The organism is Ahrensia marina, assembly GCF_001293565.1.
Classification (GTDB): domain Bacteria; phylum Pseudomonadota; class Alphaproteobacteria; order Rhizobiales; family Rhizobiaceae; genus Ahrensia; species Ahrensia marina.
The window spans coordinates 17,887-30,776 of record NZ_JXMU01000016.1; the positions used below are offsets into that span (position 1 = coordinate 17,887).

At 51.3% G+C, this 12,890-nt stretch carries 11 protein-coding genes; 5 read left to right on the forward strand and 6 right to left on the reverse strand.

The window, feature by feature from the left end; genetic code table 11:
• Positions 1-2: 2 nt before the first annotated feature.
• Genes SU32_RS11350 through SU32_RS11375 form a run of 6 tightly spaced genes read right to left on the reverse strand, consistent with a single transcriptional unit; the run spans position 3 to position 7,672 of the window.
• Positions 3-2,075 (reverse strand): ADP-ribosylglycohydrolase family protein, encoded by a 2,073-nt coding sequence (locus tag SU32_RS11350; protein WP_053999494.1) that lies wholly within the window; start codon positions 2,073-2,075, stop codon positions 3-5.
• Positions 2,072-3,280, reverse strand: a complete 1,209-nt coding sequence (locus tag SU32_RS11355; protein ID WP_053999495.1) for an ADP-ribosylglycohydrolase family protein — start codon at positions 3,278-3,280, stop codon at positions 2,072-2,074. Before SU32_RS11355 ends, SU32_RS11350 begins: the two co-directional genes overlap by 4 nt.
• On the reverse strand, positions 3,277-4,695 hold the full coding sequence (locus SU32_RS11360) for an extracellular solute-binding protein (RefSeq protein WP_053999496.1): 1,419 nt from the start codon (positions 4,693-4,695) through the stop codon (positions 3,277-3,279). Before SU32_RS11360 ends, SU32_RS11355 begins: the two co-directional genes overlap by 4 nt.
• A 23-nt stretch (positions 4,696-4,718) precedes the next feature.
• Positions 4,719-5,612, reverse strand: coding sequence for a carbohydrate ABC transporter permease (locus SU32_RS11365; RefSeq protein ID WP_053999497.1), 894 nt, complete (start codon positions 5,610-5,612; stop codon positions 4,719-4,721).
• A complete protein-coding gene (locus SU32_RS11370) occupies positions 5,612-6,631 on the reverse strand; it encodes an ABC transporter permease (protein WP_082376666.1) in 1,020 nt (339 codons plus the stop codon). The genes SU32_RS11365 and SU32_RS11370 overlap by 1 nt, the downstream gene beginning before the upstream one ends.
• 6 nt (positions 6,632-6,637) lie before the next feature.
• Positions 6,638-7,672, reverse strand: a complete 1,035-nt coding sequence (locus SU32_RS11375; protein ID WP_053999498.1) for a LacI family DNA-binding transcriptional regulator — start codon at positions 7,670-7,672, stop codon at positions 6,638-6,640.
• Positions 7,673-7,907: 235 nt separating this feature from the next.
• On the opposite strand from SU32_RS11375, the gene ehuR reads away from it, so the two are divergent.
• From ehuR to SU32_RS11400, 5 genes are all read left to right on the forward strand, one after another.
• A complete protein-coding gene (ehuR, locus tag SU32_RS11380) occupies positions 7,908-9,263 on the forward strand; it encodes a MocR-like ectoine utilization transcription factor EhuR (protein ID WP_053999499.1) in 1,356 nt (451 codons plus the stop codon).
• 142 nt (positions 9,264-9,405) lie between these two features.
• Positions 9,406-10,422, forward strand: a complete 1,017-nt coding sequence (locus tag SU32_RS11385) for a TRAP transporter substrate-binding protein (protein WP_053999500.1) — start codon at positions 9,406-9,408, stop codon at positions 10,420-10,422.
• Between the two features lie 96 nt (positions 10,423-10,518).
• Complete coding sequence (locus SU32_RS11390; protein ID WP_245625527.1) at positions 10,519-11,148, forward strand: TRAP transporter small permease; 630 nt, start codon at positions 10,519-10,521, stop codon at positions 11,146-11,148.
• A 3-nt stretch (positions 11,149-11,151) separates the two neighbouring features.
• A complete protein-coding gene (locus tag SU32_RS11395) occupies positions 11,152-12,435 on the forward strand; it encodes a TRAP transporter large permease (protein WP_053999501.1) in 1,284 nt (427 codons plus the stop codon).
• 7 nt (positions 12,436-12,442) lie between these two features.
• Entirely contained in the window at positions 12,443-12,880 is a 438-nt protein-coding gene (locus SU32_RS11400; RefSeq protein ID WP_053999502.1) for a universal stress protein, read from the forward strand.
• Positions 12,881-12,890 lie beyond the last annotated feature (10 nt).

Below are 12,890 nucleotides of genomic sequence, written 5' to 3' on the forward strand. Positions count from 1 at the left end.
TCTTAGCTCTCCATGATTTCAAAACGGCGACAGGACATTTTGCCCGCGGCACCGATACGCAAGCCGGCCATCCCTCTTTGGTGACGCTGATCAGTGGCGTTCAGTATGGTTTTACCGTTGATAGACAAAGACAGTGCGTCGTCGATTGCGGATAATGACAATGTTAACGAAGCGTCAGGCGCGGCATCAAAGTCCGCTTTCGCCAGATAGGTCGTGCCAAAGTCCTCCGCGATAATCACCGCCTGACCATCCACAATACCGCCCGCATAATAACGCGACGTTCCGCTGGCACGCGCAACAACCAGATGATGGCTGCCGGAGATCGGTGTGATTTGTGCGCTCACGGATTGATCGGTTGCGAAATGATGACCGGTCCACAAATCCGCATCACTATCGGTTTCCCCGATAATGCAACCGTCTTTTAATGACCACTTACCGCGATTGAATGTAAAACGGCTGATGCTGCCCCATTCTTCCGCCTCAATAGCAGGGTCGATAATTGTATGTCCCGTCCCTTCAATCCGCAGACGTTGCAGCTCTACATACATCAATGTGCGCGTATCGCCCTGCTGGCATAATTTGATACCAATCTCGTCAATAGCTTCATCGCCTTCAGGCAAAGTGAAGTTGATATCCTGCCAGTCATCGGGAAGCTCTGCCCAAATGCCAAGCTCTTCCTCAAGCCCGGACATAGCGCGCCGGATATAGGGCACAAACTTTATACTGCGCGGACCTTCTATCGGCTGTGAACCGCGCAGCGTCAGTGTTACTGACTGGCCGCTGGCTGTTACAGGTGAGAGCATTGGCCGGTAGCGGTTATCATCAAAATCGGATTCCCGATAAAACGGCTTCCAGAACACACGGCCTTTATCAGTTCCGGCCCATCTGTCGATCTGAATAGAGAGAGCATTCGCACTCAAGCCTGGCATTGTGCGCAAACGGTGAGAACCTTCTGCGCGAATGCCATGCGATGCACCCGGCAATGAAAAATCAAAATCAATGCCGCGAAGATAAGCCAAATCGTTCCAGTTTTTCGGCACGCTGTGTCCGCTTTGCCGCAATGCGAGCACCGTCAGGTCACGGGCAAAGCTTGGCATATCGACAATGTTCATAGCGCCGGTAACAGCGGAGGTGATCAAAATATCATTGATAGGCCGGCGGTATTTGTCCCAGTCTTTTTGAATACCCTGCAAAATACCCGCGATACTGCCCGCATTACCGGCATTACAATCGGTATCCCAGCCGCACATCGTTGTGATTTCAATCGTGCGGGGCATATCGCCCTGGCCATAAAGCAGACCAAGACAAACAACGCCCGCATTCGGGATGACATGGCAAACGCCTGTCCATTTATCGTAGCCAAAGTCCCGCTCGAGCATGGCAAAACACGAGCGCCAGTCATCAGGATGCTCCTTATGCCACGCGGTTACCGCATCAAGGACACGGGCATAGGCTGTCCCATCGTTTACATAAGAACGGGCCACATTATGCACGTCATGAATATCTGCCTGATCAAAAGCGGCGGCAGTGGCGGCGGCGACATAGGCCGCGCCTTCAAGCGCTTCGCCATCATGGGAAACACTTGCAGCAATCTTTGCCATCTTGGCAGCTTTGGCCGGAGCACCGGGATTGACCCAGCCCCAGCAATCGCTGAAAATCTGGCCGCCGATCTGCTCGGCTGAAATTATTCCGTTACGTTCAATCGAGCCGGTTTCAGGTGGCACAATGCCTGCTTGTAAATGTTCATACGCAGTTTGCTCTGTAGAAATGCCAAAGCCGCCCCACCACAACATGCCATGTCCGTCAGCAATGTAATTAAGCCAGTTTCGTCCGGCACTTTCGGGCGTCAGCTCCCCCTCATCCCATAAAGGACGCACAAAATAGAACGGCCCGTTCGTGTCATCATCCGCCGCAAAATTCCGGTAGTCGCGCACATAGCCGGTCAACTCACCATAAGTATCGCGAATACGGTCATGGTCCCAAGCCGTTGGCTCAACAGGCGCACCCAATCGAACCCCTGCGGCTTTTCCTATTATTCCTGCATAGATTTTTTCGCGCAGTTGATCCGGTGTCATTCGGCAGCCTTTTGTGTTTGTTCATTTAGTCGGCGGCGTGTCATTGCGGTTTGCTCCGCACGCGCCATGTCTTTACTGTGAATCTGAATCACAGCTTGCGTAAACTGGTCGGACAGATGTTTCAGGTTCATCTTATTTGCAGAATCAAGCAGTGCGGCATCTTCTGCATCAATAATGGTTTCGCCATGCAAAGCGCCCAATATTGAACCGGCCATCACGCCGATGGAATCCGTATCACGACCGGAGTTGATACCGTCTTCGACAGCCTTTTTGAAATTGCCGCCCGTCGTTATGCAAAACCCTAAGGCAAGCGGCAGTTCTTCGATCGAGAAAAGCCGTGATGGTTGGTAGGCGTGGCTGGCGCGGCCTGCCTTTTCCGGCTTATGCACAAGATCATCGCCCATAGCGGAGAATGGCGCTATACAGGATTGAAATTCGGCGGTCACTTCGTCCGCATCAGCACCCTTGCGGCGCAGATTTTCCGCTGCATCGGCAATGGCAGCGATAGCATCCCGCGTACCGTCATGGGCGTGGTCATGTGCCACGCGCACAATGTCTTCAACGGTTGTTCCCGGTATAAAAGCCTGAGCGATTGCGGCAGCTAATACACCGGCTGCTTCAAGCCCGTAGCTTTGCTGATGTCCCATGGCAAAATTGATAGCTTCATCATAGGCCGCTGTGGGATCACCGGCATTAACGATACCGATAGGCGCGATATACATCGCCGCACCGCAGTTCACCATATTGCCGACACCGCCCTGGCGGGGATCACAACCTGACAATTGGTGGCGCTGGAATATCCACTTTTCCGGATAGAACAACCGCTCGATCAACGGTGCCTCACGTTGTAATTCAGGCACCCAATAACGCTCCCAAGTTATTTCACGAACCATACCGTTGCCCATGTCCCAGGCATCCAGATGCCGCAACTCACGTTGGTAAATCCGCATCAAGGCAAGTGTCATCGCTGTGTCGTCTGTGACAATGCCGTTACCGCGAACACGTCCCTGCCGCGCCGCTTCGCTTTGCCCGTCACGGTGCCACTTGGTGCGCAACGATGTCACTCTGCCATAACGTTCACGGATCTGGGCCGCCGAGAGCTTTTCAACAGGTGCGCCCAAGGCGTCGCCATAGGCGACCCCATGGACGACTGCGCGGACACGGCCCCGCAACGCGGAGCCGTTCTGATTTTCAGTCACATTCATTTAAGTGCCTCTCGAGCATATTCAGTCATTGCCTTACCGCCTGCATCCATCCAGCCTTGAACAAATGCGTCCCAGTCTGTTTCTGTGGAAAGCTCGCCGGACACGAACCGGAAAACGGATGTGCGGTAATAGGTTTCAGCACCGTCGACTGCCGCGGCCAATTCTGCAGGCCACACAAAGGCATTGTCCGGACGGAAATGTGTAACACCCTGATCCAAGGCTGACTGGGCCAACGGTGAAAGCGCATTGATCGGAGGTGTATATTCTGAAGGATCGGAAATGATAAAGCGCGGATACCATGCACCGAATTTCTCGGTCGCTGTCAGCGTATCACCCTCGCGCGTGTAATGCGTGCCTTCAAATCCGAGGCGATCAAGAAATTGACCATCAGGGCTGGCCACAAAATCAAGAAAGGCCATCACAGCTTCAGTCTGTTCGGTAGTTACCGGAATGGCAAAACCGCGGCTTTCTTTGGACACGTCCACGGCCTGCAAACCGGCTGCAGGTTCCAACAAGGTCAGTTCCGCACCGGGGTTAACCTGCGCCATTTTGGTTTCATAGATTCCGATAACCGGACCGGCTGTGCCCATCACGACACCGACTTGTCCGGTATAAAACTTATCTTCTTTGACTTCCCAGTTTGATGTCACAAATTCCGGATCAAGAATGCCATCGGCAAACAATTTTGAATACCAAGCCAGTTTCTCGCGCTCGGCATCGCTGACACGTGAGTTTATCCATTCACCGGCATCATTCTTCATCCATGTTGCTTCGACACCGAAAGCAGGGTCAAAAACAGCATCCAATTCGCTTGTATTGTTCGGCGCGATAATGCCGTATTTTACAGTTGTGTCACCGATTTCAGTACCCGGAATAGCGCGCAGCAACGCGTCCCAGCTTTCCAGATCGGTTGGCGCAGGCTTGCCTGTAGCCGCCAGCAAATCCGCCCGCATGACCGCTGCTTTGGTGCGTGGCGGGTAAACATAAAGAAGGTAAGGATAGTTTGCCAAACGCGCTTCATTGTGCGGCCACAACGCATCTTTTAGATATGTTGTTTTCTCAATCAGCGGGTTCAGATCCTGCAAAACACCTTGCTGCGCAATTTGCTCGTCACCGCCCTGAAAATAAATCAGATCGGGAATATCGCCGGACAGCAGCATAAGATTAAGTTTCTCGGCATATCCTTCTGATGGTAGATCAACAATTGTAATATCGATATCGTGGCCCTGACTGCGAAGGCCCTCTTCAATTCTTTCAATGTGTGCAACATCTTCCGGATTGGATGTCAGCAAATCCTTCATCACAATTCGTATATCGCCACTGGCTGCAAACGCTGCAGACGGCAATGCGGCAAGCATTGATAAGGTGGAGATCGCAGCCAGCAAAGTGCGGCGTGTTAATTTGAATTTTTGCATCTTGGTTCCTCCCTTTGATGCGGTTACTTAACGGCGCCGGACATGGTGCCTTTGGTGAAATAGCGAAGAATTAAAGGGTAGATCGCAAGCACCGGCAGGATGGTGAAAAGGATCATGCCTGCGCGAAACGACTTGAAATCAATCTGGCTTGCGCCGGTGTAATTGTTCATGGCCTCCAGCCCGACAATCGCGGCCTTATCGCCAACCAGAACGAACTGGCGCAGAACCACCTGCAACGGCCATTTGTCCTGATCATTGAAATAGATCATCGGGCGCAGGAAATCGTTCCAGTGATAGACGACGTAGAAAAGTGTGATTGTTGCCAGTGCCGGCTTTGCCAGTGGCAACACAACACGCCAGAAAATCTGGAACGGATTGGCGCCATCCAGTTCGGCCGCTTCAATCAGTTCATTTGGAATTTCTTCAAAGAACCGGATGAGAATAATCAAGTACCATGCGTTCACCATTTTAAAAATGATCACCGCCGCATATTCATCCAAAAGGCCCAGCCTGCGCATGACGAAATAATCAGGAATGATGCCCGGCTCAAAGACGATCGTCACAAGCACCAAAATGAAAATGGTTCGGCGAAAAGGCAGGTTTTTGCGCGACAGTGCCCATGCCATTAACGCGGTACACGTCACATTGAGAACCGTTCCTGTCAGCGTAATAAAAAAGGAATTGATCAACCCGCGCTGCACGGCTGGATGATTTGCAAGCAATGTCCAAATATCAAATGATAAGCCATCGGGAATGACCGCAAGGCCGCTCATTCCCGGTGCATTGGCCGGCTCGGTTAGCGATATTGCCAGAAGGTTTAATATTGGCTGGACAGTGATCACGACCAGTGCCAGCAACACCGATACGATGATGACACTTTCCGCGCGTTCCAGACCTGTACGGTTTTGTGATGCCATTACCAGACTCCTTTTCCGGTAAGACGTTTGGACAGAAAATGAGCACTCAGCATCATGACCATGCCAATCACGCCTTTAAACAAGCCTGCCGCGGTCGCCAGACTGAACTGGCCACCCGTGATGCCAAGACGAAAGACGTAAGTGTCGATGATATCGATTTTGTCCTGAATGGCGTCATTGGTGAGGTTGAAAACCTGATCGAAACCGGCATTCAGAAACAGCCCGACATTTAAAATGAAAAGCGTTGCGATGGTCGGCACGATACCCGGCAAAGTGATGTGGCGCATTTTGTGCCAGCGGCTGGCACCATCCATTTCCGCAGCCTCGTAAAGCTGAGGGTCAATGGACATGATCGCGGCAAAATAAAGTAGTGAATCCCAACCGGCACTGCGCCAAGCTTCGGACCACACAAGCACCCAGCGGATAGAGCCGGAATCGGTCATATAGCCACGGCGTTCCAGACCAACCAGATCCCGCAGATCATTGATCGCACCGTCAGCAGGCGATAACGCGCCAATAAAGATGCCGGCTATCACAACCCATGACAGAAAATGTGGAAGATAAATCACCGACTGCACACTTTGGCGAAAACGGGGACTGCGCACTTCATTGATCAACAGCGCAAGCAATATTGGAAGCGGAAATACGAAAGCGATCTTCATCGCCGAGATGATCAGCGTATTCAGCAACACTTCGACAAATGCAGGTGACGCAAAAAGCTGAACAAAATGCTTCAGGCCAACCCAGACATTCGGACCAATAATGCGTAAATCCTCAAAAGCTAACTTGGCCTCCCAGATCGGGAGATAATGGAATACCGCGAAGTAAATCAGTCCCGGAGCCATCATAAGATAATAAGGCCACCACTTTTGAAAGTTATCCTTAAATTCGGCAGTGCGCGGCTCGCGGAAATCATCCGACCAGTCTTCATTGAGCGCACTGCCTACAGCCGAAACCACCCGACTGGGAACCTTCCCATGATGCGGCGAATTTATTTTGTCATAGGTGTGCTGCGCCATAATAGTTTAATCCATCAATGCCGGTTGTGGCTCGTTTACACGTGCAGGCAATGTACCGCGCTCATAAAGCGTGCAAGGTAAAGTCATGCGATCGCCCTGCCCGCCTTCAATGCGCTGCATCAGCAGGCGAAACGCTTCATCACCGATTTGCCGCGAAGGTTTAGCAACTGTGGTAAGTGCCGGCGTGGTCACCTCGCCGGCGGCAATGCCGTCGAAACCCAAAACAGCGACATCATCCGGACAGCTCAAACCTTTGTTACGTAAAGCCTGCATGGCACCAAGCGCCATCAGATCATTGGCTGCAAAAACGGCCCTTGGCACGGCATGTGTCGCCAGAATGCGTTCAAGCGCCGCGCGGCCGCCATCAACATTATACTCGCCATTCTCGACAATAAGACCACTGCAATCAACATTACGCTTGGCAGCCCAGCGCCGCACCGCCTGCAAGAATCGCTCGCTCGCACTTCGCTCATTGTCGCCAACAAGAAAAACAGGCAGCCCAAGCCCGCTGGATGCCAAACGATCCAAACCGAGCGCCACCCCCTGCTCAATATCACTGGACACAGACGCCATATCAGGAAACCGGCTTGCCGAAGACCCGATAAGAACAATCGGGAGATTGAACTGTTCGATATCCTCCAGCCCGTCACGCACAGGATTTATGATTGCGCCATCAACCCGCGACTTTACAAGTGCCTGCAAATGCTGTTTCTCGCGCACAGGATCCCAATCAGAGCTAAAAATCAAAATCGACGTGCCTTCGTTGACAGCAGCATCCTGCGCGCCGCGCGCTACATCGGCCCAAAACGGGTTAGCTATATCAGGGATCACAAGTGCCACCACGCCAGTGCGGCCGGAGCGCAAGCTACGGGCTATCTCGTTGCGCTGATAACCGGTTTCGGCGACAATCTCCGCCACTTTCTTTTTGGCATTTTCAGAAATATTCGGTGCGCCCGACAACACACGCGACACTGTACTCTTTGACAGGCCGGATAGACGTGCGACGTCTAAAATTGTCATATTTTGCGGGCGTTTCGTCATGTTTTTCTGAGCCCTCCCCGAACTCGATGCACCATCGTTAGCACATCTATGGGAAGGTTCCCAGTCTTTTTTACAATTTTGTCACATTCCAATCTGCAGACGCCTCTGCGCCCTTATATTTATACCTAAATAAGAACCGGAATTTCTAAAAAACACTGGCATCAGCCGCTGCAAAACATCGCTTCAATGAAAGCAACATCTTGCCAATTGTCATGAAAAGTCTAATGCTATTGTCATGACAGACTGGCCTCCTTTAAAATCAAGTTTGAAGCGCCCGCACTACCGTTCGCTCATGAGCGCCATCGAAACAGCGATTAATAATGGCGCTCTTAAACCCGGTGAACGTTTACCCACACATCGTGAATTATCCTATCAATTGGGCCTTAGCGTACAGACGGTGAGCCGTGCCTATGCACGGTTGGTGGAAGCCGGACAGATTGTCGGTGAAGTCGGGCGCGGAAGCTTTGTAAGGCGCGCCGAGGGCGACGATCCGCTTCCGTTTCCATCGCAGCGTGTTATGCGCGGCACGCTTGACTTGGCATTGCTTAGACCGGTCGTTGGCGACATTCACAAGGCCGCGATGAAAACTGCTCTTCGCAGTTTGGCAAGGGACATGCCGGAAGAGTTTCTTGCGTCATTTCGCGCTTCAACGCTTGTAAGCAGGCACACGGCCATAATGGACAATTGGCTGTCTTTGTGCGGAATAAAAAATCAGGATCAGGTTATTATCCCTACAAATGGCAACACCTCGGCGATGACAGTTGCATTGATGAGTGTTGCACGCAGCGGCGACTTGATCGTTACGGAAAAAATGGGGCACCATACCCTGCCCGCACTATGCCGAAGCTTGGGCCTGCGCCTTGCCGGACTTGAAATGGACGAACAGGGCATCATACCGGCGGCACTGGACGCCGCCTGTCAGGCCGACACTGTAAAAGCCCTGTATATCATGCCAAATACGGGCGTTACCGCCAATTTTATGAGCGAAGAAAGACGCCGCGTGCTTGTATCAGTAGCAAGACGCCACGAAATATCAATCATTGAAAATGACGGCTGGGGGCCGCTTAATATGTCCGCCGTGCCGCCTCTTGCAACCCTTGCCCCCGAACGCTGTTTCTATTTTACAAGCCTGACCAAATGTCTTGTTCCCGGCCTGCGTGTCGGCTTTCTCGTAGCCCCCAGACAAATTGCAACATTGGTCGAAGAACGGCACATGGTGACCAACTGGACGGCGACCCCTTTAATGCTGGAAATCGCTGCATTGTGGATACGCGAAGGCACGGCCCTGACGCTTTTGGAGTGGCAGAGAAACGCTTTGATGGCACGCGGCCAGATTGCACGAAATGTATTGAGTGACTTTGATATCAAGATTGCACCATCATGCCTGATGGCATGGTTGCCATGCGCAGATATCGGCTCTGAAGCACGCCTTGTCGAAGGGGCCCGCAATCTAAATATTCACATCGCGCCAGGCTCAACCTTTTCAATCGGGCCCCTTGCCTCAAAACCGGGTGCACGGATTTCACTTGGCTCAAAAAGCCCCGAAGAATTGCGTCGAGGTCTCGAAATCTTGAGCGGTCTACTCTCGTAAATAGTGACCGGCCTTACAAAATACTCACATTGTAATGATTTAATATAATCATTGACTCTACTTTGTAATGATATCACCTTCGCCTGAAGTGCCCTGCCTTAACGGCATGGGCTTCTTAAATTCGAAAGTGAGGAATTATTAAATGCGATTGAACCAGAAAGCCGTTATTGCAGGCATTACCCTTTTTGCATCTGCGAGCACAGTTCACGCAGATACTTGGCGCTATGCACACGAAGAAGCCGCTACTGAAGTGCAAGGCGTGTTTGCTCAAAAATTCAAAGAAGAAATCGAAGCGAATTCCGATCATACATTACAGTTGTTCCCATTTGGCACACTTGGCGAAAGTGCGGACATCATGGAACAGGCGCAGGCCGGAATTTTGCAATTCGTCAATCAGTCACCAGGCTTTACAGGTGCATTGATTCCCGAAGCGCAGGTATTTTTCGTCCCTTACCTCTTGCCGCAGGATGAAGAAACGCTTCAGGAATTCTTCCGCAATTCCAAAGCCATCAATGAACTTTTCCCGCCTCTATATGCCGAGCAGGGCTTGGAACTGCTCACAATGTATCCGGAAGGCGAGGTCTGCATGACCACGAAGGAACCGGTACGTTCTCCTGCAGATCTGGAAGGCGTGAAGTTTCGCGTTATGACCAACCCTCTATTGGTTGAAAGCTACAGCGCCTTTGGCGCCACGCCGACACCACTGCCTTGGGGCGAGGTCTATGGCGCAATGCAAACGGGCATTATTCAAGGTCAGGAAAACCCGCGTTTCTTCCTTGATTCAACAAAAATGTATGAAGTCACAGACGTGATTACATGCATCGGCCATAACAACTTCACCACTGCCGCCATGGCAAACAAGGAGTTTTATGACGGTCTGAGCGATGAAGATAAGACAGTTATTCAAAACGCCGCAGAGGCCGCTTTTGAATACATTCTGGATTATCAGCAGGAATTGGGCGAAAAAAGCTTCGACAATATCCTAGCCGCAAAGCCCGAGATGGAAATCAACATTCTGTCAGAGGAAGAGCGCAAGCCATTTATGGCAACGTCCGAACCGGTTGAAGCCGCTTATATCGAAATGACAGGCGACAAAGGCAAGGAAATTCTCGAACAGATGAAGGCTGATTTGGAAGCTGCTGAGGCAGCGGCAAAATAACCAGCACGCCGGACTGTTAAAAAGCCAAGACACAGGCCGTTTTCAAATACGGCCTGTGTCCTTCACATCTAAAGAGTCATAGCACTGGAATTGCCCGTGAAGCAGGAACCACAAGCACCGAATCAAGATCAAATCGGTATCAGCAGTGTGGATGTCGAGCCCGATGTTCTGGCCGACACGACCTCAGCACTGCCCGGTATTTTGGGCGTTATAGATATTGGTATAGCCCGTCTGGAAGCCATAATGTTGGCAACAGGTGTTTTGTTGATGGCTGCCAATACAGTCGCCAATGTTATTGGACGTGTATTTTTTGAAAGCCTGTACTTCTCGGAAGAATTAAACCGTATTCTGATTATTCTGATTACCTTTGCCGGTATAAGCTATGCCGCACGTCACGGCCGCCACATTCGAATGTCGGCGATATATGACACGCTGCCACCCAAACCGCGCAAAGCACTGACAATTTTTATCTCGGTCATTACCGCTATTTTTATGCTGGGCCTTGCCTGGTACTCATTACAATTCTTACTCACAACATTCGGACGCGGAAGGCTTCTTTCGGCGCTTCAGATTCCCGTATGGATTACCCTTTGCTGGGTGCCATTGGGCTTTTTGCTGACAGGGCTGCAATACATTCTAACGGCCATTAAAAACATCATTGAGGATGACATTTATCTTTCGACCAATGTGCTCGAAGGATACGACGACGACGAGCGGGAGGTTTAAACCATGGCACTAACAGTATTTGCCGTCATGATTGTGCTGCTTCTGCTGGGTTTTCCGATGATGATCCCGCTTCTTGCCGGCACATTAACAGGCTTCCTGATGATCTTTGGCGACTTCAGCCAGATTGAAACTGCCGTCCAGCAGATAATCGCCGGTATTCGTCCGGCTTCGCTAATTGCGGTACCCATGTTCATTTTCGCCGCTGACATTATGACGCGCGGACAATCAGCTGGCCGTCTGATCGATATGGTGATGAGCTTCGTCGGCCATCTAAAAGGCGGTCTTGCCGTCTCCACGGCCACAGCATGTACAATGTTTGGCGCGGTTTCAGGCTCCACACAGGCAACCGTTGTTGCCATCGGCTCTCCCTTACGTCCGCGCATGTTGAAAGCCGGTTATAATGACAGCTTTATTCTGGCTCTGATCGTTAATTCGAGTGATATTGCCTTTCTAATTCCGCCATCGATTGGCATGATTATTTATGGTGTCGTTTCCAACACCTCTATTGCCGAATTGTTTATTGCCGGTATCGGTCCGGGACTTTTGATCCTGCTGTTGTTTTCGATTTTCTCGGTGATCTACGCGATCCGCAACGATGTGCCGACCGAACCCAAAGCTGCATGGGCCGCCCGTATTAAAGCCGTGCAAAAAGCGCTTTGGCCAATGGGCTTTCCCGCCATCATCATCGGCGGTATTTATGGCGGCATCTTCTCGCCAACAGAGGCCGCCGCAGCCTGTGTGCTCTATGCACTCTTGTTGGAAGTCGTGATTTTCCGTTCATTGGATTTGAACGGCGTTTATGAAACAGCGAAGTCGACCGGCTTGATTACCGCAGTTGTGTTTATTCTGGTTGGTGCCGGTGCGGCCTTCTCTTGGATCATCTCATTTGCTCAGATTCCGCAAGCTGTTCTGGGTGCTGTAGGAATTGACGAGATGGGCAGCATAGGCGTTTTGTTTGTGATCTCTGTCGCATTCTTCATTGGCTGCATGTTTGTCGACCCGATCGTTGTAATTTTGGTCCTTGTGCCGATCTTTGCGCCGGTTGTTGAAGCCGTTGGCCTTGATCCTGTTCATGTCGGCATCATCATCACGCTGCAGGTTGCGATCGGGTCTGCGACGCCGCCGTTTGGCTGCGATATTTTCACCGCCATTGCTGTATTCAAGCGGCCTTATATCGAAGTCATTCGCGGCACGCCTCCATTCATCATCATTCTACTTTCAGTATCGGTAGCGTTAATCTTCTTCCCGCAGATCGCATTGTTTCTGCGTGACCTAGCCTTCAATTGAGGTTTCCATGTTTTCGAAAATTCTGCTCCCCTTCGATGGATCCGTTCAATCCGAAGCCGCGCTTAACAAAGCCATTGAACTGGCCAAACTGTGCGGTGCAAAGCTGATGATTTTGACGGTCTACAGGCATCATTCGATGCTTGAGGCATCACTGTCGATGGTGCGCGGCGCAGAGCACGACACCCCGGACAAAGCGCTTGAGGCCAGTGCAAAGGAAATTGCAAATTATGGCCGTAAGGTTGCCGTTGATGCCGGACTGGAAAAGACGCGGGCATTTGTGCGCTCAGGCCAGCCTTCGCGCGCAATTGTCGCCTTTGCAGACAAGCATGAAGCTGATTTGATCGTGCTCGGCTCTCGCGGCAATGGCGCCATTGACGGCTATCTTCTTGGTAGTGTTTCACACAAGGTAACAGGATTAGCTAAACAGCCAGTGCTCGTGATTTGACGAAAGAAGA

What these genes read in the sequence shown, in the direction of transcription:
- SU32_RS11355 (WP_053999495.1), bottom strand. Translation starts at nt 3,280, where the DNA reads ATGAATGTGACTGAAAATCAGAACGGCTCCGCGTTGCGGGGCCGTGTC.
- SU32_RS11350 (WP_053999494.1), bottom strand. Translation starts at nt 2,075, where the DNA reads ATGACACCGGATCAACTGCGCGAAAAAATCTATGCAGGAATAATAGGA.
- SU32_RS11395 (WP_053999501.1), top strand. Translation starts at nt 11,152, where the DNA reads ATGGCACTAACAGTATTTGCCGTCATGATTGTGCTGCTTCTGCTGGGT.
- SU32_RS11370 (WP_082376666.1), bottom strand. Translation starts at nt 6,631, where the DNA reads ATGGCGCAGCACACCTATGACAAAATAAATTCGCCGCATCATGGGAAG.
- SU32_RS11385 (WP_053999500.1), top strand. Translation starts at nt 9,406, where the DNA reads ATGCGATTGAACCAGAAAGCCGTTATTGCAGGCATTACCCTTTTTGCA.
- SU32_RS11360 (WP_053999496.1), bottom strand. Translation starts at nt 4,695, where the DNA reads ATGCAAAAATTCAAATTAACACGCCGCACTTTGCTGGCTGCGATCTCC.
- SU32_RS11400 (WP_053999502.1), top strand. Translation starts at nt 12,443, where the DNA reads ATGTTTTCGAAAATTCTGCTCCCCTTCGATGGATCCGTTCAATCCGAA.
- SU32_RS11365 (WP_053999497.1), bottom strand. Translation starts at nt 5,612, where the DNA reads ATGGCATCACAAAACCGTACAGGTCTGGAACGCGCGGAAAGTGTCATC.
- ehuR (WP_053999499.1), top strand. Translation starts at nt 7,908, where the DNA reads ATGACAGACTGGCCTCCTTTAAAATCAAGTTTGAAGCGCCCGCACTAC.
- SU32_RS11375 (WP_053999498.1), bottom strand. Translation starts at nt 7,672, where the DNA reads ATGACGAAACGCCCGCAAAATATGACAATTTTAGACGTCGCACGTCTA.